The sequence below is a fragment of the Streptomyces seoulensis genome (assembly GCF_022846655.1).
Lineage (GTDB): Bacteria > Actinomycetota > Actinomycetes > Streptomycetales > Streptomycetaceae > Streptomyces.
Genome location: NZ_AP025667.1, coordinates 1444453 through 1468984 on the forward strand (window position 1 = coordinate 1444453; position 24532 = coordinate 1468984).

Genomic DNA, 24532 nt, shown 5'->3' on the forward strand with positions numbered 1-24532 from the left:
CGCCGACCGCCGGCCGGCGCTCTTGGGTACGCTGCCCGGGGAGCCTGTCAGGAGGGGTCATGGCGAAGGTCACCATCAGTCTGGACAGCGATCTGGCCATCGAGGTCATGCTGCTGGCCGGGACGAGGAGCCCGCAGGACGCCGTCGAGCTGATCGTCCGCGACTACCTGGCCCGGGGGCACCGCACCGAGGCCCGTACCGGTGACGCCACCGATCCGGACCGCCTCGCCGACCGGCGGTCCGCGCCGGAAGAGGGGCGATGAGCACCTCGGTCGTCCTGAGCAAGCAGGACCTCCGTGCGGTCACCGCGTTCGCCGCGGCCTCCGCGGAGGGCGTGCTGGGCATCTTCGAGGCTGACCGGCCGGACGATCCGCGGCCCCGGGAGGCCATCGGTGCCGCGTGGGCCTTCGCTCGGGGCGGTGAGCGTGGGAAGTCCTTGCGGGACACGGCGTGGGCGGCCCTCAAGGCGGCCAAGGACGCGCCTACGGCGGCCGGGCGGGAGGCGGCGCGGGCCGCGATGGCCGCGGCCGGTGCCGCCTATCTGCATCCGCTGGCCAAGGCCACCCAGGTCAAGCACATTCTCGGGGCCGGCGCCCATGCGGCCAGGGCGGCCGAGCTCGCCGCCGGTGACGACCGGCGCGTCGGTGCCGATCAGCTCGGACGGACGGTGCGTCGGGCCACACCGGTCGTCGTCGACGTGCTCAGGCGGTTCCCGGCCGCGCCGGACGGCGGCGGACGGGTGGGCGAGTTGATCCGCGTGCTGGACGCCGGCCTGCGCCCGCCCACCCGCACCGGGTAGCTACGCCCTCTCCCGCCACCCGTTGGTGATGGGCAGGCGGCGGTCCTTGCCGAAGCCCTTGGCGGAGATCTTGGTGCCCGGCGGGTACTGGCGGCGCTTGTACTCGGCGGTGTCGACCATGCGGAGGATCCTGACGACCAGGTCAGGGTCGAAGCCCGCGGCCACGATCGCGTCGGCACCCTGGTCGTGGTCCACGTACCGGTCGAGGATCGCGTCCAGCACCGGGTAGTCCGGCAGCGAGTCGGTGTCGACCTGGCCCGGGCGCAGCTCCGCGCTCGGCGGCTTGCTGATCGAGTTCTCCGGGATCGGCGGGGTCTCGCCCCGCTCCTCGGCGGCGCGGTTGCGGTACCGGGCCAGCCGGAACACCGAGGACTTGTACACGTCCTTGATCGGGCCGTACGCGCCCACCGAGTCGCCGTACAGCGTCGAATAGCCCACCGCCAGCTCGGACTTGTTGCCCGGCGCCAGCACGATGTGGCCCTCCTGGTTGGACACCGCCATCAGCAGCGTGCCGCGCAGCCGCGACTGGAGGTTCTCCTCCGCGAGCCCGGTCAGGCCCAGCGCGCCCATGTACGCGTCGAACATCGGCTCGATCGACACCGTGCGGAAGTTCAGCCCGGTGCGCCGGGCCAGCTCGGCCGCGTCGCCCCGGGAGTGCTCGGAGGAGTACTTCGACGGCATCGAGATGCCGTACACGTTCTCCGGCCCCACCGCGTCGCACGCGATCGCGGCCACCAGCGCCGAGTCGATGCCGCCGGACAGACCGATCAGCACCGAGCGGAAGCCGTTCTTGGCCACGTAGGCCCGCAGGCCCGTCACCAGGGCTCCGTAGACCTCCGCGTCGTCGTCCAGCCACTTCGCGCGGCCGCCGGTGAACTCCGGTTCGTAAGCCGGCAGCGGGTCCTCGGAGAGGATCACCCGGTCGATGCGCAGACCGTCGTCGACCACGCCGGTGGGCGCCTCCGTGTCGGCGGCGGGCAGGTCCAGGTCCAGCAGCAGGCAGGTCTCCTCGAACTGCGGCGCCCGCGCGATCACCTCGCCGTCCGCGCCGACCACGATCGAGTCGCCGTCGAAGACCAGTTCGTCCTGGCCGCCGGTCATGGCGAGGTAGGCGGTGGTGCAGCCCGCCTCCTGGGCGCGCTTGCGGACCAGCTCCAGGCGGGTGTCGTCCTTGTCCCGCTCGTACGGCGAGGCGTTCACCGAGAGCAGCAGGCCCGCGTGGGCCGAGCGGGCGGCGGGGACGCGGCCGCCGTCCTGCCAGAGGTCCTCGCAGATGGCGAGCGCCACGTCGACCCCGTGCACCCGGATCACCGGCATGGTGTCGCCGGGTACGAAGTAGCGGAACTCGTCGAAGACGCCGTAGTTCGGCAGGTGGTGCTTGGCGAAGGTGAGGGCCACCTCGCCCCGGTGCAGCACCGCCGCCGCGTTCTGCGGGGCACCGGCCGGCTGGCCGTACCGGGGCTGCGCGGTCGCCGAGCGGTCGAGGTAGCCCACGACCACCGGCACCTCGCCGAGCCCCTCCTCGGCCAGCCGGGCGGCCAGCGTGCGCACGGCCGTGCGGGAGGCTTCGACGAAGGAGGAGCGCAGGGCGAGGTCCTCCACGGGATACCCGGTCAGCACCATCTCCGGGAACGCGACCAGATGCGCTCCCGCCTCGGCCGACCGCCGGGCCAGGCGGAGGACCGACTCGGTGTTGCCGGCGATGTCGCCGACCCGGGCATCGATCTGATTCAGGGCGAGACGAAGTTGAGGCACCCCGCCAGTGTAATCGTCACTCAGACGCGATGGGGGGCGTGGAGTGTCCGACACTCCACGCCCCCGTCACCGGCTGATGCCGATCAGTGGCCCTTGTACGACTGCACGTAGCCGTTCGCGGGCGAGCCCACGCCGGTCACGTCGTCGTAGCCCTTGACCGCGTGCAGCGAACTGTCCTTGCCGAGGCTGCGGACCGAGACGGCCAGGCCGCCGGAGGCGTCCAGACCGTTCACGAAGTCGGTACGGGCCACCGCCAGGCCGGAGCCGGTCGGGTTGTCGGTGACGTCGTGGAAGACGCCCGTCTTGCCGTACCGCTGGTAGATCGACGGGTTGGCGAAGCCGATCGCCTTGCCGCCGCGCGCCTCCTGGGCCAGCGCCTGCACGGCCGCGATCACCGGCGCGGCCAGCGAGGTGCCGCCGATGCGGTACTCGCTGTAGCGCTGGGACCCGTCCGGGAAGGTCTGGCTCTGGCCGACCAGGAAGCCGGTGTTCGGGTCGGCGATGGCCGCGATGTCCGGGACGACGCGGTTGCCGGCCTTGTTGTTGGCCGTGGCCAGCTTCTTCGGGACGATGCCCTGCTGGTAGTACGGCTGCGGCACGGTCTTACTGGTGCCGCCGCCCGCGCCCGAGGTGAAGGCGCCGGGGAAGGCGTCCCAGCTCTTGCCGTCGGCCGACAGGGTGGCCTTCTCGGTGCCCCAGCCGGTCTCCCACTGGTACTTGTCGCCCTTGCCGACCGCCAGCGAGGTACCGCCGACCGCCGTCACCCAGGCCGAGTTGGCGGGGGTGTCGACCTGCTTCACGCCCGGCTCGGTGTCCGTGGCGGTGCCGGCCACCTCGTCACCGTCGTCGCCGGAGGAGAAGTAGAAGCCGATGCCCTCCACCGCGCCGAACTGGAACACCTGGTCGTAGGCGGCGGCCAGGTCCGGCGTCTGGTTGGCCTCGATGTCGCCCCAGGAGTTGGAGACGATGTCGGCCAGGTGGTTGTCGACGACCTTGCTGAGCGAGTCCAGCAGGTCGTCGTCGAGGCAGGACGCGGCGCCCACGTAGGTGACGTCCGCGTTCGGCGCCACGGCGTGCACGGCCTCGACGTCGAGGGTCTCCTCGCCGTACCAGCCGGCCGCCCCGCACTCGTCGGCCCCGGTGTGCGTGTACTTCTTCGGCAGCACCTGGTGGAGCTGGCCGGTCTTCCACGCCGCGTCGCCGTTCTTCTTGGCGTAGGTGCCCGCGTCGAAGGCGATGGTCGGCGAGGCGTACGCGTCCGTGATGGCGACGCGCACGTGCTTGCCGGTGTACTTGCCCGCGCCGTAGGCCGCGCGGAGCTGCTTGCCGGTGTAGCCCTTGACCGCGTACGGGATCTTGTGGCCGTACGCGCCCGGCAGGCTGCTCGCTATGTTCGAGCCGAAGTAGCTCGAGAACGGACCGGCGTTCTTGAACACCGCTTCCGGCGGCGGCAGTTGGCTGTCGTGCTTGGCCTTGTGCGGCGCGTTGTCCAGGCCGGTCACGGTGAGCACGGCGCCCTCGAGGGACGCGGGCGCGGACGCGGTCTTCGCCGGGGCACGGTAAGTCCGGGCGCCCTTGGTGTAGTTGTGGAGCTGGGTGCCGAACGCCTTCTCGGCGGCGGCCACGTCACCGGAGACGGAGACGTAGTGCGCGGTGACCCCGGTGACCGTCAGACCGGCCGACTTCAGCCAGGACTTGACGGCGGCCACCTGGGCCTTGGTGGCCCCGAAGCGGGCCTGCGCCTGCTTGGCGCCGAGGTGCTTGCCGTACAGCGGCGAGGCCGGGTCGGAGACGGCCTTGGCGTAGGCCGCCAGCCCGGCCGCGTCCCGCCCGGCCAGGTAGACGCGGGCGTCGACGCGGGCGCTGTCGGCGGCGGCGCCCTTGTCCGCCTTCGCCGTGGCCCACAGCGGCCGGGTGCCGGTCAGCGTGTTGCGCGCCGGGCCGTCCGCGTGGGCCGCGGGTATGCCGAGCGCCAGCGCCCCGGCGATCATCGGCAGCGTCGCCGCCATGCTCACACCGGCGCGCGTCTTGGCGCGATTGGATCTCATAGAACCCCCTGCGATGCGTTACGCATGCATGTCGTGGTCGGTACGTCGCGGATGCGCGCCGGTGAAGCGGCGGTGTCGACCGGCGTGGAGATCGCACGATGGGGGCCACTCTGGCCGATGAACCGTTCATGTCAGGGGAAGCAAAAGGTCAAGAGAGGCTCAAGTAACCATGAAAAGAGCGGACTTAATCGGGAGCCGTCACGAACGGGCGTGTGCTCCCCGCTTCTTGAGCATGTCCGCCATCAGCCGGATCTCGGACCGCTGGGCGTCGACCATCCCCTGCGCGAGCCGCCTCTCGGGCCCCACCGCACAGCGGGCCACGCACCCCTCGGCCATGTGCACCCCGCCCTTGTGGTGCTCCGTCATGAGCTGGAGGTAGAACACCTCCGCCGCACGCCCCTCGAGCGAACCCAGCTTGCGCAGATCGGAGTTGGTCGCCATGCCCGGCATCAGCGCGCCGTCCTGCCCCGGCGGCATGTCACCCATGCCCATCCAGGTCATCGGCGGCTTCGCGGACACCTTCGGCAGCCCCCACAGATCCAGCCAGCCCAGCAGCATCCCGCGCTGGTTGGCCTGGGTCTGCGCGATGTCGTACGCGAGCCGCCGCACCTCCTCGTCGCCGGTCCGGTCCCGCACGAGGTACGACATCTCCACGGCCTGCTGATGGTGCACGGCCATGTCCCGGGCGAACCCCGCGTCGGCCGACTCCGCGCCCGGCACCCGTACGGCGACGGAGTCACCGTCCCCGCCGGCCGCGTAACCCCCGGCCCCCGCCGCGAGGACGGCCAGGACGGCGGCACCGGCCGCCGCCCCAGCGTAACCGCGCCTCACTTCATGACCCCGCCGGTGCAGGAGGCGCCCGGCTCCGGGGTCTGCTTGCCCTGCACATAGGCGGCGAAGAACTTGTCCACCTCGGGATCGGAGGCGCTCTTCACGCTCACCTGATGCCCCCAGGCCGACAGCACCAGCGGCGCGTCCTGGTCCGCGTACGGGCTCATCAGCGAGTACGGCGTCCGCTTCACCTTCGCCGCGAGCGCGTCCACGTCCGCCTTCTCCGCCTTGCCGGTGTACGTCACCCAGACCGCGCCGTGCTCCAGCGCGTGCACCGCGTTCTCGTCGCGCACCGGCTCCTTGTAGACGTCGCCGTTGCAGTTGAGCCACACCGGGTTGTGGTTCCCGCCGACCGGCGGATGCATCGGGTACGTCACCTTGGCGGTGACATGGGTCCGCGACAGCTTGCCGGACCAGGTGCGCACCCCGTCCGCGCCGGTGGTGAAGTGGCCGGAGCCGCCCTTGGCGTCGCCGCTCGCGGCGGTGTCCTTCTCCTTGCCCTCCTTGCCCGAGTCCGACTGGGAGCGCACCAGCACCACCCCGCCCACGACCAGCCCGGCGACGACCACCACGCTCGCGGCGATGGCCAGCACCCGGTTCCGGCGCCCTCGGGCACGCTCGGCGCGCCGCATCTCCTCTATGCGCGCGGCGCGCGCGGAGGCGGGGCTGTGCTGGTCGGTACCCATGGGGCGTGTCCTTCCTCAGGAGCGGTCTCGGGGTCCGCTGATCGTAATGGGGCGGGCGCGGCACGGGGGAGGGATGTGCGACAACCGGATAATTCGCGGCGGTGGCCGGCGGCCGGCCGTGCCCGTTCCGCGGCCATGACGGAAGGGCCGATGAACATGCAAGATGGGCGGCAGGGCGGTACATCCCCCGCAGCGGATCGTTCAGGCCGGGTACGTCCGGCCGATCAAGGTCCGCAACGCGCACGAAATGCCGATGTGGTGGGATGCTCAGGTGCCGACCGCCTCTCGTCGCACACACGGACAGGCGGCCTGACCAGCAAGGATGGGGAAGCGGAAGATGGACAAGCAGCAGGAGTTCGTGCTCCGGACCTTGGAGGAGCGCGACATCCGGTTCGTACGCCTGTGGTTCACGGACGTGCTGGGCTTCCTCAAGTCCGTCGCCGTGGCCCCCGCCGAGCTGGAGCAGGCGTTCGACGAGGGCATCGGCTTCGACGGCTCGGCCATCGAGGGCTTCGCCCGCGTCTACGAGTCCGACATGATCGCCAAGCCGGACCCGTCCACGTTCCAGGTCCTGCCCTGGCGCGCCGAGGCCCCCGGCACGGCCCGCATGTTCTGCGACATCCTGATGCCGGACGGCTCCCCGTCCTTCGCCGACCCGCGCTACGTCCTCAAGCGGGCGCTGGCCCGCACCTCCGACCTGGGCTTCACCTTCTACACCCACCCGGAGATCGAGTTCTTCCTGCTGAAGAACAAGCCGACGGACGGCAGCCGCCCGACCCCGGCCGACAACTCCGGCTACTTCGACCACACCCCGCAGAACGTCGGCATGGACTTCCGCCGCCAGGCGATCACCATGCTGGAGTCGATGGGCATCTCGGTGGAGTTCTCCCACCACGAGGGCGGCCCCGGCCAGCAGGAGATCGACCTGCGCTACGCCGACGCCCTCTCCACGGCGGACAACATCATGACGTTCCGCCTGGTCATGAAGCAGGTCGCGCTGGAGCAGGGGGTCCAGGCGACCTTCATGCCGAAGCCGTTCTCGGAGTTCCCCGGCTCGGGCATGCACACCCACCTGTCCCTCTTCGAGGGCGACCGGAACGCGTTCTACGAGTCCGGCTCGGAGTACCAGCTCTCCAAGGTCGGCCGCTCCTTCATCGCGGGCCTGCTGCGGCACGCGGCGGAGATCTCGGCGGTCACCAACCAGTGGGTGAACTCCTACAAGCGCATCTGGGGCGGCTCGGAGCGCACGGCCGGCGCGGGCGGCGAGGCCCCCTCCTACATCTGCTGGGGCCACAACAACCGCTCGGCCCTGGTCCGGGTCCCGATGTACAAGCCCGGCAAGACCGGCTCGGCGCGGGTGGAGGTCCGCTCCCTGGACTCGGGCGCCAACCCGTACCTCGCCTACGCCGTCCTCCTGGCCGCCGGCCTGAAGGGCATCGAGGAGGGCTACGAGCTCCCGCCGGGCGCCGAGGACGACGTCTGGGCCCTCTCCGACGCGGAACGCCGAGCCATGGGCATCGAACCCCTCCCCCAGAACCTGGGCGAGGCCCTGACCCTCATGGAGCGCAGCGACCTGGTGGCCGAGACCCTGGGCGAGCACGTCTTCGACTTCTTCCTGCGGAACAAGCGGCAGGAGTGGGAGGAGTACAGGTCGGAGGTCACGGCCTTCGAACTCCGCAAGAACCTTCCGGTGCTGTAGGCGCAGCTCAGAGCGGTCTTCGGGGCGTGTCCGCCCGTGGGGTCGATGGTCCGGCACCGCCGACCCCACGGTGTCTCATCCCTCCCGGACCGCCTGCGCCGGAGCCCGTACCGACCCTGGCCGACCGTGAGTCCGGCTGGGGCGGCGGTCAGGCCGTGGGCCGGTCCAGACGGGTCATGATCTCCCGGTGGAGGGCGGCGGTCGAGGCGGCCACGACGGACTGCCGTCGGACCACGCCTCGGGCGAGGGAACGGGCGATACCGGGAAAGTCGACCGGCTCTCCGCGGCCGTCGGTGACGGTGCCTCCTGCCTGCTCGACCATCTGATAGGCCAGTGCTTCGTAGAAGGGCTGGCCCACGACGTCGTCCACGAATCCGTCGATCTCGCCGAAGCCGAGCCTGGCCGCGGTGATGGCGCCGTCGATGGTCGTCACCATGCCGGCGTCGGCGAGCAGGCGAGGGGGCGAGGACGCACGTCGCTTCGCCTTCAGGAGTGAGACGACGATGAACGCGTCCTTGACCTCCTGCACATCGGAAACCCCTGCGGCCCGCTGGGCGTCCGGGGCAGGCGGCCAGAGAGTCTGCGTCTTCCCGCCGGCTTCCGCGTGGAGGATGCGACGCACCTGGAGGTCCGCGATCGCACCCGCGACGAATGTCCCGTCGGCCGCGTGCTCGTAGGCCGCGACGGCGGATTCCCGGAATCCGCGGAACGTCAGGGTGGTGTTGCAGTACGGATCGCAGACGAGGAGTCTTTCCTCGTCGCCGAGGACGACCAGGCCGCGTTCTTCCGAGTAGACGGTGCCCCGGTAGCCGATCTCGTCGAGAGTCTCGAAGAGAATGGCCTCGGCGCTCACATCCACCTCGTGCGCGGTGTGCTCGTCCCCCTTGTCGGCTACGACCGGGCCGAGCTTCTCCACCTCTGCCGGATCCTGCAGCAGGGGACGCAGCTTCTCGGAGATCCGGTGGACGACGGCAAGTGCGGCGCTTTGCATGAACTACTCACTTATCCTGTGATTCCAGACGATGCGGCGATCTGATGGAAGCATTCTTTGCAGACTGTCCTCCTGCTCGCCATGTGAAGCCGGCTTCTCCGTCTCCACACGATTCTCCTGACGCAGACGTCGCAGAGGTGCGTAGGAATGATCTGTTGTTGTACAGCCGTGACGATCGCGATTCCCGTCAACCCGGTAGCGACTCCGAGGTAGTACGAAAGTGCCTGAGCGAGCGAGGTCAGTGCGGGGAGATAAGTGATACCGATCAACAGCATCAGGACGCCGACGAAGTACGCGGAGATGACGAACGACTGCACCCAGAAGTCGAGTCCGCGGACGTGGATGTCGGCGGACCGGTAGAAGGATTTCCCCGGTTTGATGGTCTGTATCACGGGCGGCACCAGTGCCAGGGCGAGCGAGACGGCCGCGAGGTCGCCGTGTCCGGCCTTGAGGAGGGCTGCGGTATAGCCTGCGGAGAGCAGTCCCAGTGACGCGGCGAACGCGGGAAATGCCACTGCGCGGAAACTCGACGCCGCGTGGTCGCCGAACAGATACAGCACGCTCAGATCGGCGCTGGGGTGAAAACCCAATTTGCGGACCAGGTCCACGTCGGCCGACTGGGCCAGGGAGTGGTATTCGCTGTCGTCACGCCGGCAGCGCAGGGACAATTCTGGCGAGTGTTCGAACACGGTGATCACCCGCTCGGCCGACGGGATCCTCAATTCGACGCCGAACCGCCAGGTCTTGAAAGGCCCTTGCCCGCCGGCCAGGTTCATGACGCTGGAGGTGGTGAGGCTGAGGCGGACCGAGTCGAGACCGCGTAACCGTCGCCTGTCGACGGAAATCACCAGGCGCCCCCAGCTCTCCTCCTGATGAACTTTCATCTCGCGGCCCCGACTGACGGCCGACACGTTCTCCGCGATGACAGGGCCGCGGGACGTCTGCTCCAAGGAGGACACGGGAAGCGGCACGGAGATCTCCGCGATCACCACGCGTCGCCCGGTCGAGACTTGCAAAGGCCGGGATCGCAGGGGAATGTCGAGAGTCATGTCGACGCGCCCCGCATAGGTGAGCGGCCCCGGTGCGATACGCATGCGGACCCGGGCCGCATTATGGCGGCCATAATCGCGGAGGAGGTCATGAACCCGGACGGCGTCGAACGCCTGCACGCTCATCGTGGATGCCGGTGACGACGCCATATTTCCCCCGGAACTATCTTCCGCACGGAACGGCGGCGAACACCGCGCCCGCAAGCAGGAAGCACCATAAACCCGACACGACGCTTCCTGCAAGGGGTCGATTTTCGGCCACGCCGAACCCCTTCTGGTCGGTGCAAGATCACTGTGGGAAACTCCCACTGCTCTTGGCGGCAGTGGCACAAGGGGTTGAGTTCAGTGAAGGTGCGTGTTTTTCCGCATGCCACCGATGTCGGCCGGTCGGCGGCATCCGTCATCGCCGACGGAATACGACAGGCGAGACGGTCCGGACGGGATTATCTGCTCGGCTGTCCGGCCGGTCGCAGCGCCCGCACAACGTATCGATCACTCGCACAGCTTCTGTCGGTCGAACAGATTCCCTTGGATCATCTGCACCTCGTCCTGATGGATTCCTACGTGCATACCGTGGGGAAGTCCCTCTGCCTCCCTCCGGGGGACGCGCACTGGAGCGCCGAGCGTTTCGCGGCCGAGGAGATCGTCGGACCGCTCAATGCGGCGGCCCCGGCGGGGAAGGGCGTGGCGGCGCACCATGTGTGGCTGCCCGATCCGTCCGAACCGGAAGAGTTCGACCAGCGCATCCGGTCGGCCGGAGGCGTGGACCTCTTCCTCCTGGCGTCAGGCAGCACGGACGGGCATGTGGGGTTCAACCCGCCGGGGACCGACCGAGGCAGCGTCACTCGCGTCGTGGAGTTGGCCGAGTCCACCCGGCGAGACAACCTGGCGACCTATCCCGGCTTCGCCACGTTCGACGACGTCCCGAGACACGGCGTGACGGTCGGCATCTCCACCATCGTGGAGAACTCACGCAGCGCGATCATGATCACGCTCGGCCAGGAGAAGCAGACGGCGTTCCGTCGTATGTCCACGGCGGACGCCTTCGATCCGGTCTGGCCCGCCTCCATCGTCCGGGAGTGCCGACAGGCGTCCCTCCTGGCGGACCGGGCCGCCGCGCCGTCCTTCCAGGACCGCCGAGCGGAGACACAGAACCCTTGAGACCCACGAGGCGCTACCGAACAGGCTGCCCGATCCCGATCAGGTTCCCCTCGCTGTCGCGGAACCAGACGGCACGCTCGCCGGTGGCGCCCTTGCTCGGGTAGTTGCCCTCGACCAGGGCGATCCCGTGCTCGTCGGTACGGAATCCGGGAGCGTCCACGCTCTCGAACCGGACACCACGCGACCGCAGCTCGTCCACGACGGCTTCGAGGTCCTCGACCTCCCACCCCATCTGGGTGAAGCTGCCGGGGGAGGCGCCGGTGGACTGGAAGACGGCGAAGAACGAGTCCCCGCACCGGTAGAGCAGCCCGCCGGGCCGCTCGTCGAAGGGCTCCAGTCCCAGCTTCTCGGAGTAGAACCGCCGGGCACGCTCGAGGTCCTGAGCGGGCAGCCGGGTGGCGACGCTCCCGCGGCTCAACGATCCGCTCACGCGTCCCCCCTCCCCACCAGCTCGGCCAGCACCCGATGGAGCGGCTCGGTGGCCCGCCGCCGGTACTCCTGGACGGCCCACCCGTTCCCGTCAGGGTCGGTGAAGTACATGAAGGTCCCTCCGTCCTGCGGCGAATACCGCACCGGCTCGCTCACATCGAGCCCCCGCCCCCGCAGCTCGGCGTGAGCGGCATCGGCATCGGCGACACACAACTGAAGCCCGTGATAGGACCCGGGAACAGGCGTCCCCGTGGGCATGTCCATCCCTTCCACCAGGGCTATGGAGCACCCGGACCCGGGCGGAGTGAGCTGGACGATCCGCACGCCCTCCATCACCTCCCCGTCGAAATCCAGATGGAAGCCGACCTTGTCCCGGTAGAACGCCTTGGCCCGCTCCACGTCGGAGACGGGAAGCACGATCACTTCGAGGCTCATGTCCACGCGGCGACTCCTCCGTAGGCAGCCCGACACCCTCCAAGGAACCCGAAACCACCACGCCCCGCCACCGCACCCCCGCGTCCGCCCCCGCGCCCCCGCGTCCCCGCGTCCCCGCACCCCCGCACCCCGAGTCCCCGCACCAGCCACCGCACCCCGAGTCCCCGCACCCCGCGTCCCCGCAGCCGCCACCGCACCCCCGCCCCCCCCGCACCCCCGCGCCCCCGCACCCGCGAACGGCGAGGAGGGGACGTGTCGGGGGGTGTCCGCCCGCAGCGGCCGGCGAAACACCAAGCCGAACGCATCGAAGAAACAGAAGTCGCCGGACCGAGGACGGACACCCCCCGGCGCGGCCCCGACCCACGACGACGCGAGGGCGACGCCACGACGGCGGGAAAGGTAGGCACGAGGCCGATGCCACAGGTGACGCGAGGTCGATGCCACACACGCTGGGGAGGGCACCGGACGGCGGCACGGTTAGGCTCTGGCCAGGACCGTCTTGATCCCGAGGGGAGGCCACGGATGACGCCGGGGCGCAGGAGCAGTACGTTCACCAGACTGCTTCGGCACGGCTTCACGGACCCCTCCGGAGCGGAACGCCTGCTGGACGGCCCGGAGCTGACCCCGGTGAAGGCGGACCCCGTACTGCTGGAAGCCCTGGGCGCGACAGCGGACCCGGACCTCGCCCTGCGCGGCCTCGTACGCCTCCTGGAGTCGCAGCCCGCGGCCAAGGACCACCGCGAGCTGCTGGACACCCTCATCGCGGCGAAGCCCCTACGCGACCGCCTCCTGGGCGTACTGGGCGCATCCGCGGCGCTCGCGGACCACCTGGCCCGCCACCCTCACGACTGGCAGGAACTGGTCACCTACGAACCGAGGGACCTGCACCCGGGAGTCACGGAGTTCGAACGCGGCCTGGCGGAGGCGACGGACCCGGTGTCCCTGCGGGTCGCGTACCGCCGCTGCCTGCTCTCCATCGCCGCGAGGGACGTCTGCGGCACCACGGACGTCACCCAGACGGCGGCGGAGCTGGCGGACCTGGCGACGGCGACGCTGAGAGCGGCGCTGGCGATGGCGGAGGCGGACGCCCCGCAGGACGCGGCGGCCTGCAGCCTGACGGTGATCGCCATGGGCAAGTGCGGTGGCCACGAGCTGAACTACGTCTCCGACGTCGACGTCATCTTCGTGGCGGAACCGGCCCAGGGCACGGACGAGACGAAGGCACTGAAGGCGGCCACGAGGCTCGCGTCCCACATGATGCGCATCTGCTCGGAGACCACGATCGAGGGCTCGATCTGGCCGGTGGACGCGAACCTCCGCCCGGAGGGCCGCAACGGCCCCCTGGTCCGCACGCTCAGCAGCCACCTGGCCTACTACCAGCGCTGGGCGAAGACCTGGGAGTTCCAGGCCCTGCTGAAGGCCCGCCCGGTGGCGGGGGACGAGGAGCTGGGCCGGGCGTACATGGCCGCCCTGGCCCCCATGGTGTGGCAGGCGGCGGACCGGGAGAACTTCGTACCGGACGTGCAGAAGATGCGCCGCCGCGTGGTGGAGAACATCCCGCCGGCGGAGATCGACAGAGAGCTGAAGCTGGGACCGGGCGGCCTCAGGGACGTCGAGTTCGCGGTCCAGTTGCTGCAGCTCGTGCACGGCCGCACGGACCACACCCTGCGCAGCGGCACCACCCTCAAGGCGTTGCAGGCCCTGGCGGCGGGCGGCTACGTGGGCCGGGAGGACGCGGCCCGCCTGGACGAGGCGTACCGCTTCCTGCGCGAACTGGAGCACCGCATCCAACTGTTCCAGCTCCGCCGCACCCACCTGGTCCCGGAGGCGGAGGACGACCTTCGCCGCCTGGGCAGGTCCCTGGGCCTGCGCACGGACCCGGTGGCGGGCCTGCGCCGGGAGTGGAAACGCCACACGGGCGTGGTCCGCCGCCTGCACGAGAAGATCTTCTACCGCCCCCTCCTCGACGCGGTGGCCCAACTCGCCCCCGGCGAGACGAGGCTCAGCGCGGAGGCGGCGAGGGAACGCCTGGTGGCCCTGGGCTACGCCGACCCCGCGGCGGCCCTGCGCCACCTGGAGGCACTGGCCTCCGGCGTGACGAGGAAGGCGGCGATCCAGCGCACCCTGCTCCCGGTCCTGCTGGGCTGGTTCGCCGACTCCGCCGACCCGGACGCCGGCCTGCTGAACTTCCGCAAGGTCTCGGACGCGCTCGGCAAGACCCCCTGGTACCTGCGCCTGCTGCGCGACGAGGGAGCGGCGGCGGAGAACCTGGCGAGGGTCCTCTCGGCGGGCCGCCTCGCCCCGGACCTCCTGCTGCGCGCCCCCGAGGCGGTCGCCCTGCTCGGGGACGGCGACGCGGGCGGCCTGGAGCCGCGCGGAAGGACCCAGCTCGAGCAGGAGATCACCGCGGCGGTGAACCGGGCCGAGAACGCCGAACAGGGCGTGACGGCGGCCCGGGGCGTGCGGCGCCGCGAACTCTTCCGCACGGCCGCCGCCGACATCGTCGGCTCGTACGGCACGGAGACGACCCCGGCCGAGCCGGACGAGGGCGTCCTCCTGGACCGGGTGGGCGGCGCGATCTCGGACCTGACGGCGGCGACGCTGGCCGGAACCCTCCGCGCGGTGGTGCGCGAGGGCTGGGGCGACACCCTCCCCACCAGGTTCGCCATCATCGGCATGGGCCGGTTCGGCGGCCACGAACTGGGCTACGGCTCGGACGCGGACGTGCTGTTCGTGCACGAGCCGAGGGAGGGCGTGGACGAACAAGAGGCGTCCCGCGCCGCCAACAAGGTGGTCGCGGAGATGCGCCGCCTGCTCCAGATCCCGAGCGCCGACCCGCCCCTGCTGATCGACGCGGACCTGCGCCCGGAGGGCAAGTCGGGCCCGCTGGTGCGCACCCTGAAGTCGTACGAGGCGTACTACCGCAGGTGGTCGCTGGGCTGGGAGTCGCAGGCGCTGCTGCGGGCGGAGCCGGTGGCGGGGGACGAGGACCTGGGCCGCCGTTTCGTGGAGCTGATCGACCCGCTGCGCTACCCGGCGAGGGGCCTGGAGGAGGACGCGGTACGGGAGATCCGCCGGCTGAAGGCGCGGATGGAGTCGGAGCGGCTGCCGCGCGGCGCGGACCCCAAGCTGCACACCAAGCTGGGTCCGGGCGGCCTGTCGGACGTGGAGTGGACGGTCCAGTTGCTCCAGCTCCGGCACGCCTGGGAGGTGCCGGGCCTGCGCACCCCGAGGACGCGCGAGGCGCTGGCGGCGGCGCGGGAGGCGGGCCTGATCGGCGCGGAGGACGCGGCGGTGCTGGACGAGGCGTGGGTGCTGGCCAGCCGGGTGCGCAACGCGGTGATGCTGGTCCGGGGCAGGGCGGGGGACACCTTCCCGACGGAGCCCCGCGAACTGGCGGCGGTGGGCCGTTACCTGGGCTACGGCGAGGGCAGGGCGGGCGACATGCTGGACGCGTACCGCCGCACGGCCCGCAGGGCACGGGCAGTGGTGGACGAACTGTTCTACGCGGGCTAACCCGCCCCGGACCCCAGAGCCACCCCAGCCCCGGCACCTGCCCCGGCCGCCTGCGGCCACCGTCCGTACCAGAGCCGGGCCACCCCCACCCCGAACCCGAGGCACACCACCCCGCCCACCGCGTCCAGCCAGAAGTGGTTGGCCGTGGACACGATCACCACCAGCGTCAGCGCCGGGTAAGCGAGCCCCAGCACCCGCACCCACGGCACGGAGGCGAGCGCGAACACGGTCAGCCCGCACCACAGCGACCACCCGATGTGCATGGACGGCATGGCCGCGTACTGGTTGGACATGTGCTTGAGGTCGCCGGAGGCCATGGACCCCCAGGTCTGGTGCACCATCACGGTGTCGATGAAGTGGCCGCCGCGCATCAGCCGGGGCGGGGCGAGCGGGAAGAGGTAGTACCCGGCGAGGGCCACGCCCGTGGTGGCGAACAGCACCAGCCTGACGGGGGCGTAGCGGTCGGGATGCCATCGGTAGAGCCACACCAGCACGCCGATGGTGATCACGAAGTGCAGGGTGGCGTAGTAGTAGTTCATGCCGATGATCAGCCAACCCACCGAGTCGGCCGCGTGGTTGACGGACGCCTCGACGGCGATGCCGAGGTGGTGCTCCAGCCACCAGACCGCGTCGGCGTTGCGCAGCGCCTCGGGCTTCTGCTCCGGGACGGCGTTGCGGATGAGCGAGTACGTCCAGTAACTCGCGGCGATCAGCAGGATCTCGAACCACAGCGGGGGCCGGCGGGGGCTGCGCAGCCGGTCGCGCAGGCGCGGTGCGGTGCCGCGCTCGCCCGTGACGGTCCGCGGAACGGCCACCTCCGCGCGGCGGCCGTCCGTGCCTGTCACGGTCGAGTCACTCATAGCTACCAAGTCTGCCAGACAAGGGATGCTCGACAGATCATCCCAAGGCCGGTGCCACCACGCATGTTCTGCGCGAAAACGCCTGGCAGGGCGGGGCTCAGCCGCGCGGGCGCTCACCCGGCGCGGAGGCGGTGGACCCCCGCACGACCAGCTCCGGCATGAAGACGAACTCGCTGTGCGGGGCGGGCGTCCCGCCGATCTCCTCCAGCAGCGTGCGCACCGCGGCCTGCCCCATCGCCGGGACGGGCTTGCGGACGGTGGTCAGCGGCGGGTCGGTGAAGGCGATCAGCGGGGAGTCGTCGAACCCGACCACCGACACGTCGCGCGGCACGTCGAGACCGAGCTGCCGGGCGGCCCGTATCGCGCCGAGCGCCATCATGTCGCTGGCGCACACGATGGCCGTGCACTTCCGCTCGATCAGCGCGGCGGCCGCCGCCTGGCCGCCCTCCAGGGTGTACAGCGAGTGCTGCACCAGCTCCTCGGCGACCATGTCGGCGCCCAGCCCCAACTGGTCCTGCATAGCGCGGACGAAGCCCTCGATCTTGCGCTGCACCGGAACGAACCGTTTCGGCCCGAGCGCCAGCCCGATCCGGGTGTGGCCCAGCGACACCAGATGCGTGACGGCAAGAGTGGTCGCCGCCCGGTCGTCGGGGGAGATGAACGGCGCCTGCACCTTCGGCGAGAATCCGTCCACCAGCACGAACGGCACGCCCTGCGCGCGCAGTCGCTCGTAGCGCTGCATGTCGGCGGTGGTGTCGGCGTGCAGCCCGGAGACGTAGATGATCCCGGCCACCCCCCGGTCCACCAGCATCTCGGTCAGCTCGTCCTCGGTGGAGCCGCCCGGGGTCTGGGTGGCCAGCACCGGGGTGTAGCCCTGCCCGGTCAGCGCCTGGCCGATGACCTGGGCCAGCGCCGGGAAGATCGGGTTCTCCAGCTCGGGGATGATCAGGCCGACCAGGCCCTCGCTGCGCTGGCGGAGCCGCACCGGACGCTCGTAGCCGAGCACGTCCAGCGCGGCCAGGACGGACTGGCGGGTGGTGGCGGCGACGCCCGGCTTCCCGTTGAGGACCCGGCTGACGGTCGCTTCGCTCACCCCCGCCTGTGCGGCGATGTCCGCAAGCCGTGTGGTCACGCCTGTGGACTGTACCCGCCGCACCTGGCCCGGCGCACCGGCGGGACGCCGTGCGCGGGCGGCCGAACGGCCCGCCGTGGGTTGCCGCGTCATCGCGCTCCTCGCCCCTTGTGGGTATGTCGTCGCTCGTGCCCGCCGGGAGGTCCGCCCGGCGCACGGCCGCAAGGGGATGATCCCGGCGGCGGCCCCCCGCGGCAAGAGCTTGCAGAGTCTTGCACAAGTGTCCGTCAACCCGCCTACCGGCGGTAGACCAGTATTTCGACAAGGTCTGCCGCAGGTCACGACACGGTAACCCGGCCGTCTTCTTGCACTTTTTTTCTGCAAGGTCTTTCGCGGCGCTTACAACGCTGTTACGTTCCCAGTCGCCCGGCCGCGGCAATGGCGCAGTCGGCAAGTCGCAGGAGGCGGCAGACGGGGCCGCCCCTGCAAACTCGGGCTTTTCACCCTCAAGGAGAACTCATGCGGCGTGGCATAGCGGCCTCCGCGCTCGTGGCGTCCCTCGCCCTCACGGCGACGGCGTGCGGCGGGAGCGACGACGGCGACGGCAAGGCGGACGGCCCGGTGACCCTCACCTGGTGGGACACCTCCAACGCCACCAATGAGGCGCCGACGTACAAGGCCCTGGTCGAGCAGTTCCAGGCCGCCAACAAGAACATCAAGGTCAAGTACGTCAACGTGCCCTTCGACCAGGCGCAGAACAAGTTCGACACCGCCGCCGGCTCCAAGGGCGCCCCGGACATCCTGCGTTCCGAGGTCGGCTGGACCCCGGCCTTCGCCAAGAAGGGCTTCTTCCTGCCGCTGGACGGCACCGACGCCCTCGCCGAGCAGGACAAGTTCGAGCCCAACCTGATCAAGCAGGCCCAGTACGAGGGCAAGACCTACGGCGTGCCGCTGGTCACCGACACCCTCGCCTTCGTCTACAACAAGGCCCTGTTCAAGAAGGCCGGCATCACCGAGGCCCCCAAGACCTGGGACGAGCTGAAGGCCGACGCCGCCAAGGTCAAGGACAAGGCGAAGGTCGACGGCTACTGGGGCTCCACCCAGGCGTACTACGCCCAGTGCTTCCTGTACGGCGAGGGCACCGACACCGTCGACGCCTCGGCCAAGAAGGTCACCGTCGCCTCCGCCCCGGCGAAGAAGGCGTACGGCACCTGGCAGAGCACGTTCTCCGGCAAGGGCCTGCACAAGGCCGACACCACCGCGGACGCCTACGCCCACATCCAGGACGCGTTCGTCAACGGCAAGGTCGCCTCGATCATCCAGGGCCCCTGGGAGATCACGAACTTCTACAAGGGCTCGGCCTTCAAGGACAAGTCCAACCTCGGCATCGCCACCGTCCCGGCCGGCTCCGCGGGCAAGGCGGGCGCCCCGACCGGCGGCCACAACCTCTCGGTCTACGCCGGCTCGGACAAGGCCCACCAGGACGCGGCGCTGAAGTTCGTGAACTTCATGACCTCGGCCAAGTCCCAGGAGGCCATCGCGCTGAAGAACTCCACGCTGCCGACCCGCGGCGACGCCTACACCGCCAAGGTCAAGGGCGACCCGGGCATCGCCGGTTACCAGGGCGTCCTCTCCGCCGCCCAGCCCCGCCCGGCGCTGCCGGAGTACAGCTCCCTGTGGGGTCCGCTGGACACCGAGCTGCCCAAGGTGGCCGGGGGCAAGGAGCCGCTGGACAAGGGCCTGGGCAACGCCGAGCTGGCCATCGCCAAGCTGGTGCCCGACTTCAGCAAGTGAGCCCGTGTGGCCGCCGGGTTCCCCCGCCGTGGGGGATGGGGGAACCCGGCGGCCACCGGCCTACGACCAGTCCGCCCCCGAACTCGTAGAAGGTGTCGCACCATGACAGTCGCCATCGACCGCGCGACCGGCGAGCGCCGCGATGAGCGGCCGCCCCGCCCCGGTCTCGGGCAGCGCCTGAAGAACGGCTACCAGAGGTACTGGTACGCCTACGCGATGATCGCGCCCGTGGTCGTCGTGCTCGGCGTCCTCGTGGGCTACCCGCTGGTGCGGGGTGTCTACCTCACCCTCACCGACGCCAACAGCCTCAACTCGGCGCGCACCATCGGCGTCAACCACATCGAGGCCACCTACAAGTTCATCGGGCTGGACAACTACCAGGACATCCTCTTCGGCCCCACGGCCTACGACCGCTTCTGGTCGCACTTCCTGTGGACCGTCTTCTGGACCGCCGCCTGCGTCACCCTGCACTACGTCATCGGCCTGGGCCTCGCGATGATGCTCGACCAGAAGCTGCGCGGCCGCACGGTCTACCGGCTGCTGCTCGTCCTGCCCTGGGCCGTGCCGACCTTCGTCACCGTCTTCTCCTGGCGCATCATGCTGGCCGACTCCGGCGTGCTCAACCAGGTCCTCGGCGCCCTCCACCTGCCCCAGCCGGCCTGGCTGGAGGACACCTTCTGGCAGCGGTTCGCCGCCATCATGGTCAACACCTGGTGCGGTGTGCCGTTCATGATGCTCTCGCTGCTCGGCGGGCTCCAGTCCATCGACTCCTCGCTGTACGAGGCCGCCGAGATGGACGGCGCGAGCGCCTGGCAGCGCTTCCGGCACGTCACCCTGCCCGGTCTGCGCTCGGTCAGCTCCACCGTGGTCCTGCTCGGCGTGATCTGGACCTTCAACCAGTTCGCCATCATCTTCCTGCTGTTCGGCCCCACCGGCGCCCCGGACGCCCAGATCCTCGTCACCTGGGCCTACTTCCTCGGCTTCGGGCAGCAGCCGCGCGACTTCGCCCAGTCCGCCGCGTACGGCGTACTGCTGCTGTCGATCCTGACCGTCTTCACCTCCTTCTACTTCCGCTGGCTGAAGCGCAATGACCAGCTCGCCGTCTGACGCCGCAGGAGCCGCCGCCATGAGCACCACGACACCCCCCGAGACAGCTCCGGGACGCCCGCTCACCGCCGAGGCCCCGGCCGCCCCCCGGCCCCGCGCGTCCCGCCGGCGCGGTGAGCTCGGCCCGCTGGGCACCGCCCTGCTCCACGGCGGCCTGGTCCTGGCCAGCCTGATCGCGCTGGTCCCGGTGGCCTGGCTGTTCTTCCTGTCCCTCGGGTCGGAGAAGGACGACTACCTGCACCCGGGCCGCATCTTCGGCCGGGCCGGCTTCGGCAACTACGCCTTCGTGCTCCAGCACACCGGCTTCTTCGACTGGTTCAAGTCGACGATGATCGTGGCGCTCGGCACCACCTTCATCGGTGTCTTCGTCGCCGCCACCACCGGCTACGCCGTCTCCCGGATGCGCTTCCCCGGCTACAAGCCGCTGATGTGGGTCCTGCTGCTCACCCAGGCGTTCCCGATCGCCATCCTGATCGTGCCGATGTACGAGATCTTCGGCGAGCTGGGCCTGATCGACACCTACTGGGCGCTGATCCTGATCAACTGCTCCACCGCCGTGCCGTACAGCGCGTGGCTGCTCAAGGGGTATTTCGACACCATCCCCTTCGAGATCGACGAGGCGGGCCGGGTGGACGGGCTCACCCCGTTCGGCACCTTCTTCCGGCTGATCCTGCCGCTGGCCCGCCCGGGCCTGGCCGTCGCCGCGTTCTACAACTTCATCACGGCGGTCGGCGAGGTCGCCTTCGCCACGACCTTCATGCTGGACGACTCCAAGTACACCTTCGCGGTGGGCCTGCAGACCTTCGTCAGCGAGCACGACGCGCAGTGGAACTACATGGCCGCCACCGCGGTGCTGATCGCGATACCCGTGTCCGTGTTCTTCTATCTCGTGCAGAAGAACCTCGTCACCGGCCTCACCGCGGGCGGCACCAAGGGCTGACGCCCCGCCGCACCCACGTCTGACACGAACCGAACCTCGTCACGCACCAAGGACGCCATGAGCCAGCAGCATCTCGCAGCCCCGGCCGACGAAACCGCCGTCGCCCCCGCCGCCCAGCACCGCGACTGGTGGCGCGGCGCGGTGATCTACCAGGTCTATCCGCGCAGCTTCGCCGACTCCAACGGCGACGGCATGGGCGACCTGGAGGGCGTGCGCGCCAGACTGCCCTACCTGCGCGACCTCGGCGTGGACGCCGTCTGGCTCAGCCCGTTCTACGCCTCCCCGCAGGCCGACGCCGGCTACGACGTGGCCGACTACCGTGCCGTCGACCCCATGTTCGGCAACCTGCTGGACGCCGACGCGCTCATCCGCGACGCCCATGAGCTGTCCCTGCGGATCATCGTGGACCTCGTGCCCAACCACTCCTCCGACCAGCACGAGTGGTTCAAGCGGGCGCTCGCCGAGGGCCCCGGCTCGCCGCTGCGCGAGCGCTACCACTTCCGCCCCGGCAAGGGGAAGAAGGGCGAACTCCCGCCCAACGACTGGGAGTCCATCTTCGGCGGCCCCGCCTGGACCCGGGTCACCGAGCCCGACGGCACGCCCGGCGAGTGGTACCTGCACCTCTTCGCGCCGGAGCAGCCCGACTTCAACTGGGAACACCCGGCCGTGGGCGACGAGTTCCGCTCGATCCTGCGGTTCTGGCTGGACATGGGGGTCGACGGCTTCCGCATCGACGTGGCCCACGGTCTGGTGAAGGCCGAGGGTCTGCCCGACCTCGGCGCCCACGACCAGCTCAAGCTGCTGGGCAACGACGTGATGCCGTTCTTCGACCAGGAGGGCGTCCACGAGGTCTACCGGCAGTGGCGGACCGTGCTGGACGAGTACGCGGGGGAGAGGATCTTCGTAGCGGAGGCGTGGACGCCGACCATCGAGCGCACCGCCAACTATGTCCGCCCCGACGAGCTGCACCAGGCGTTCAACTTCCAGTACCTCGGCACCGACTGGGACGCGGAGCAGTTGCGTGAGGTCATCGACCGCACGCTCGCCGCGATGCGCCCGGTCGACGCCCCGGCCACCTGGGTGCTCTCCAACCACGACGTCACCCGGCACGCCACCCGCTTCGCCAACCCGCCCGGCCTCGGCACCCAGATCCGCACCGCCGGAGACCGCGCCCTCGGCCTGCGCCGGGCCCGCGCCGCCACCCTGCTGATGCTGGCGCTGCCCGGCTCCGCCTACCTCTACCAGGGCGAGGAACTGGGCCTGCCCGACGTGGTCGACCTGCCCGACGAGGTGCGCCAGGACCCCGCCTACTTCCGGGGCGAGGGCCAGGACGGCTTCCGCGACGGCTGCCGGGTGCCGATCCCCTGGACCAGCGAGGGTTCGTCGTACGGCTTCGGGGTCGGGGGCAGTTGGCTGCCGCAGCCGGCGGGCTGGGGCGAGCTGAGCGTGGAGGCGCAGACCGGCGTGGCGGGTTCGACGCTGGAGCTGTACCGGGCCGCGCTCGCCGCCCGGCGTGATCAGCCCTCGCTCGGCGCGGGCTCGGCCGTCGAGTGGCTGCCCGCCCCCGAGGGCGTCCTCGTCTTCCGGCGCGGGGAGGTCACCTGCGTCGCCAACACCACCGGCGAGCCGGTCACCGTCCCGGCTCACGGGCGGGTGCTGCTCGCCAGCGGGGAGATCACCGAGAGCGCCGACGGGGCCGAGATCCCGGCCGACACCACGGTCTGGTGGACCACCGCCTGAAAGTTCTTGCATCAACTTCCCACGGCCCGCTGCCTTTTCAGGTGGCGGGCCTTTAACATCTGCGTCACCGCAAGTTTGCTGAAACATTTCAGCAAGCCGCTTCATGCGTTCGACGAACCAACGAACCAACGCCTTCAACGACGAAGGAACCCCCACATGGCACGCAGAACCCTCACCGTGGCGCTCGCCCTCGCGGCAGCGGTCACGGTTGGCATGTACCCGACTACTCCGGCCCAGGCCGCCCCGCCCGGCACCAAGGACGTCACCGCCGTCCTCTTCGAGTGGAACTTCGCCTCCGTGGCCCGCGAGTGCACCACCACCCTCGGCCCGGCCGGCTACGGCTACGTGCAGGTCTCCCCGCCCGCCGAGCACATACAGGGCTCGCAGTGGTGGACCTCCTACCAGCCCGTCTCGTACAAGATCGCCGGCCGGCTCGGCGACCGCACGGCCTTCAAGAGCATGGTCGACACGTGTCACTCGGCCGGGGTCAAGGTCGTCACCGACACCGTGATCAACCACATGGCGGCGGGCAGCGGCACCGGCACCGGCGGCTCGTCGTACACGAAGTACAACTACCCCGGCCTGTACTCGTCCCCCGACTTCGACGACTGCACCGCGCAGATCAGCAACTACCAGGACCGCTGGAACGTCCAGCACTGCGAACTGGTGGGCCTGGCCGACCTGGACACCGGCGAGGAGTACGTCCGCAAGGCCATCGCCGGGTACATGAACGACCTGCTCTCGCTGGGCGTCGACGGCTTCCGCGTCGACGCGGCCAAGCACATCGACAAGGCCGACCTGGCCAACATCAAGTCCCGGCTGACCAACCCGTCGGTGTACTGGAAGCAGGAGGCCATCTACGGCGCGGGCGAGGCCGTCCAGCCCACCGAGTACACGGGCACCGGCGACGTCCAGGAGTTCCGCTACGCCTACGACCTCAAGCGGGTGTTCAACAGCGAGAACCTGGCCTACCTGAAGAACTACGGTGAGGGCTGGGGGTACATGAGCAGCTCGGTCGCCGGGGTCTTCGTCGACAACCACGACACCGAGCGCAACGGCAGCACCCTCAACTACAAGGACGGCGCCAACTACACGCTGGCCAACGTCTTCATGCTGGCCTACCCGTACGGCACCCCGGACATCAACTCCGGCTACGAGTGGTCCGACGCGGACGCCGGCCCGCCCAACGGGGGCAAGGTCAACGCCTGCTGGCAGGACGGCTGGAAGTGCCAGCACGCCTGGCCGGAGATCAGGTCCATGGTCGCCTTCCGCAACGCCACCCGCGGCCAGGCCGTCACCAACTGGTGGGACGACGGCAACGACGCCATCGCCTTCGGGCGCGGCAGCAAGGGCTTCGTGGCCATCAACCACGAGTCCTCGTCACTGTCCCGCACCTACCAGACCTCGCTCGCGGCGGGCACGTACTGCAACGTCCAGAACAACACCACGGTGTCGGTGAACTCCGGCGGCCAGTTCACCGCGACCCTCGGCGCCAACACCGCCCTCGCCCTGTACGCGGGCAAGTCGAGCTGCTGACGCTCCCCTCGAGGCACCTCCCGACGAACCGTCCGTCGTATACGGGCGGTTCGTCCCTCGTTCAACGCTGAAATTTCTTTCTTC

The 24532-nt window shown here is 70.2% G+C and carries 20 protein-coding genes; 10 read left to right on the forward strand and 10 right to left on the reverse strand.

Features of this window, described 5'->3' with window-relative positions; translation table 11 throughout:
- Window positions 1–59: 59 nt before the first annotated feature.
- Both HEK131_RS06665 and HEK131_RS06670 read left to right on the forward strand, forming a co-directional pair.
- On the forward strand, window positions 60–263 hold the full coding sequence (locus HEK131_RS06665) for a hypothetical protein (protein WP_217460500.1): 204 nt from the start codon (window positions 60–62) through the stop codon (window positions 261–263).
- Window positions 260–799: a putative immunity protein gene (locus tag HEK131_RS06670; protein WP_244334045.1), complete on the forward strand. Its 540-nt coding sequence runs from the start codon at window positions 260–262 to the stop codon at window positions 797–799. The genes HEK131_RS06665 and HEK131_RS06670 overlap by 4 nt, the downstream gene beginning before the upstream one ends.
- Here HEK131_RS06670 and HEK131_RS06675 read toward each other — a convergent pair whose 3' ends face one another.
- The 4 genes from HEK131_RS06675 to HEK131_RS06690 form a co-directional block, all read right to left on the reverse strand.
- On the reverse strand, window positions 800–2554 hold the full coding sequence (locus tag HEK131_RS06675) for an NAD+ synthase (protein ID WP_244334047.1): 1755 nt from the start codon (window positions 2552–2554) through the stop codon (window positions 800–802).
- 83 nt (window positions 2555–2637) lie between these two features.
- Window positions 2638–4602 (reverse strand): S53 family peptidase, encoded by a 1965-nt coding sequence (locus tag HEK131_RS06680; protein WP_244334049.1) that lies wholly within the window; start codon window positions 4600–4602, stop codon window positions 2638–2640.
- Between the two features lie 198 nt (window positions 4603–4800).
- Complete coding sequence (locus HEK131_RS06685; RefSeq protein WP_244334051.1) at window positions 4801–5433, reverse strand: DUF305 domain-containing protein; 633 nt, start codon at window positions 5431–5433, stop codon at window positions 4801–4803.
- Window positions 5430–6119, reverse strand: coding sequence for a DUF3105 domain-containing protein (locus HEK131_RS06690; RefSeq protein ID WP_244334053.1), 690 nt, complete (start codon window positions 6117–6119; stop codon window positions 5430–5432). The genes HEK131_RS06685 and HEK131_RS06690 overlap by 4 nt, the downstream gene beginning before the upstream one ends.
- Before the next feature lie 337 nt (window positions 6120–6456).
- Between HEK131_RS06690 and HEK131_RS06695 the strand changes: the two genes are divergently transcribed.
- A complete protein-coding gene (locus HEK131_RS06695) occupies window positions 6457–7818 on the forward strand; it encodes a glutamine synthetase family protein (RefSeq protein WP_030807800.1) in 1362 nt (453 codons plus the stop codon).
- 148 nt (window positions 7819–7966) lie between these two features.
- Here HEK131_RS06695 and HEK131_RS06700 read toward each other — a convergent pair whose 3' ends face one another.
- The gene (locus HEK131_RS06700; protein WP_217460494.1) at window positions 7967–8809 is read right to left on the reverse strand and encodes an inositol monophosphatase family protein; all 843 of its coding nucleotides are present in this window, start codon (window positions 8807–8809) and stop codon (window positions 7967–7969) included.
- Window positions 8810–8820: 11 nt separating this feature from the next.
- Window positions 8821–9978, reverse strand: coding sequence for a hypothetical protein (locus tag HEK131_RS06705; RefSeq protein ID WP_244334055.1), 1158 nt, complete (start codon window positions 9976–9978; stop codon window positions 8821–8823).
- A 225-nt stretch (window positions 9979–10203) separates the two neighbouring features.
- On the opposite strand from HEK131_RS06705, the gene HEK131_RS06710 reads away from it, so the two are divergent.
- Complete coding sequence (locus tag HEK131_RS06710) at window positions 10204–11019, forward strand: 6-phosphogluconolactonase (RefSeq protein ID WP_244334057.1); 816 nt, start codon at window positions 10204–10206, stop codon at window positions 11017–11019.
- 13 nt (window positions 11020–11032) lie between these two features.
- Here HEK131_RS06710 and HEK131_RS06715 read toward each other — a convergent pair whose 3' ends face one another.
- Window positions 11033–11449, reverse strand: coding sequence for a VOC family protein (locus HEK131_RS06715; protein WP_217460491.1), 417 nt, complete (start codon window positions 11447–11449; stop codon window positions 11033–11035).
- Window positions 11446–11889 (reverse strand): VOC family protein, encoded by a 444-nt coding sequence (locus tag HEK131_RS06720; RefSeq protein ID WP_217460490.1) that lies wholly within the window; start codon window positions 11887–11889, stop codon window positions 11446–11448. The genes HEK131_RS06715 and HEK131_RS06720 overlap by 4 nt, the downstream gene beginning before the upstream one ends.
- Before the next feature lie 516 nt (window positions 11890–12405).
- Between HEK131_RS06720 and HEK131_RS06725 the strand changes: the two genes are divergently transcribed.
- The gene (locus HEK131_RS06725) at window positions 12406–15399 is read left to right on the forward strand and encodes a bifunctional [glutamine synthetase] adenylyltransferase/[glutamine synthetase]-adenylyl-L-tyrosine phosphorylase (RefSeq protein ID WP_244334059.1); all 2994 of its coding nucleotides are present in this window, start codon (window positions 12406–12408) and stop codon (window positions 15397–15399) included.
- Here HEK131_RS06725 and HEK131_RS06730 read toward each other — a convergent pair.
- Both HEK131_RS06730 and HEK131_RS06735 read right to left on the reverse strand, forming a co-directional pair.
- Window positions 15396–16259 (reverse strand): phosphatase PAP2 family protein, encoded by an 864-nt coding sequence (locus HEK131_RS06730; protein WP_217460488.1) that lies wholly within the window; start codon window positions 16257–16259, stop codon window positions 15396–15398. The two genes, HEK131_RS06725 and HEK131_RS06730, sit on opposite strands and share 4 nt — an antisense overlap.
- Before the next feature lie 97 nt (window positions 16260–16356).
- Window positions 16357–17391, reverse strand: coding sequence for a LacI family DNA-binding transcriptional regulator (locus HEK131_RS06735; RefSeq protein WP_217460487.1), 1035 nt, complete (start codon window positions 17389–17391; stop codon window positions 16357–16359).
- A 459-nt stretch (window positions 17392–17850) separates the two neighbouring features.
- Between HEK131_RS06735 and HEK131_RS06740 the strand changes: the two genes are divergently transcribed.
- From HEK131_RS06740 to HEK131_RS06760, 5 genes are all read left to right on the forward strand, one after another.
- On the forward strand, window positions 17851–19125 hold the full coding sequence (locus HEK131_RS06740; protein ID WP_244334061.1) for an extracellular solute-binding protein: 1275 nt from the start codon (window positions 17851–17853) through the stop codon (window positions 19123–19125).
- Between the two features lie 102 nt (window positions 19126–19227).
- A complete protein-coding gene (locus tag HEK131_RS06745) occupies window positions 19228–20232 on the forward strand; it encodes a carbohydrate ABC transporter permease (protein WP_217460485.1) in 1005 nt (334 codons plus the stop codon).
- Window positions 20233–20251: 19 nt separating this feature from the next.
- A complete protein-coding gene (locus HEK131_RS06750; protein ID WP_244334063.1) occupies window positions 20252–21172 on the forward strand; it encodes a sugar ABC transporter permease in 921 nt (306 codons plus the stop codon).
- Between the two features lie 57 nt (window positions 21173–21229).
- On the forward strand, window positions 21230–22912 hold the full coding sequence (locus HEK131_RS06755) for a glycoside hydrolase family 13 protein (protein WP_244334064.1): 1683 nt from the start codon (window positions 21230–21232) through the stop codon (window positions 22910–22912).
- 156 nt (window positions 22913–23068) lie between these two features.
- Window positions 23069–24448 carry an alpha-amylase gene (locus HEK131_RS06760; protein WP_217460482.1) on the forward strand — a complete coding sequence of 460 codons (1380 nt, stop codon included), beginning with the start codon at window positions 23069–23071 and terminating at the stop codon, window positions 24446–24448.
- The last annotated feature ends 84 nt before the right edge of the window (window positions 24449–24532 follow it).

Excerpts from the sequence above, each read along its gene's own strand:
- HEK131_RS06665 (WP_217460500.1), top strand. The coding sequence starts at position 60 with ATGGCGAAGGTCACCATCAGTCTGGACAGCGATCTGGCCATCGAGGTC.
- HEK131_RS06670 (WP_244334045.1), top strand. The coding sequence starts at position 260 with ATGAGCACCTCGGTCGTCCTGAGCAAGCAGGACCTCCGTGCGGTCACC.
- HEK131_RS06680 (WP_244334049.1), bottom strand. The coding sequence starts at position 4,602 with ATGAGATCCAATCGCGCCAAGACGCGCGCCGGTGTGAGCATGGCGGCG.
- HEK131_RS06690 (WP_244334053.1), bottom strand. The coding sequence starts at position 6,119 with ATGGGTACCGACCAGCACAGCCCCGCCTCCGCGCGCGCCGCGCGCATA.
- HEK131_RS06695 (WP_030807800.1), top strand. The coding sequence starts at position 6,457 with ATGGACAAGCAGCAGGAGTTCGTGCTCCGGACCTTGGAGGAGCGCGAC.
- HEK131_RS06700 (WP_217460494.1), bottom strand. The coding sequence starts at position 8,809 with ATGCAAAGCGCCGCACTTGCCGTCGTCCACCGGATCTCCGAGAAGCTG.
- HEK131_RS06725 (WP_244334059.1), top strand. The coding sequence starts at position 12,406 with ATGACGCCGGGGCGCAGGAGCAGTACGTTCACCAGACTGCTTCGGCAC.
- HEK131_RS06730 (WP_217460488.1), bottom strand. The coding sequence starts at position 16,259 with ATGAGTGACTCGACCGTGACAGGCACGGACGGCCGCCGCGCGGAGGTG.
- HEK131_RS06740 (WP_244334061.1), top strand. The coding sequence starts at position 17,851 with ATGCGGCGTGGCATAGCGGCCTCCGCGCTCGTGGCGTCCCTCGCCCTC.
- HEK131_RS06745 (WP_217460485.1), top strand. The coding sequence starts at position 19,228 with ATGACAGTCGCCATCGACCGCGCGACCGGCGAGCGCCGCGATGAGCGG.
- HEK131_RS06750 (WP_244334063.1), top strand. The coding sequence starts at position 20,252 with ATGAGCACCACGACACCCCCCGAGACAGCTCCGGGACGCCCGCTCACC.
- HEK131_RS06755 (WP_244334064.1), top strand. The coding sequence starts at position 21,230 with ATGAGCCAGCAGCATCTCGCAGCCCCGGCCGACGAAACCGCCGTCGCC.
- HEK131_RS06760 (WP_217460482.1), top strand. The coding sequence starts at position 23,069 with ATGGCACGCAGAACCCTCACCGTGGCGCTCGCCCTCGCGGCAGCGGTC.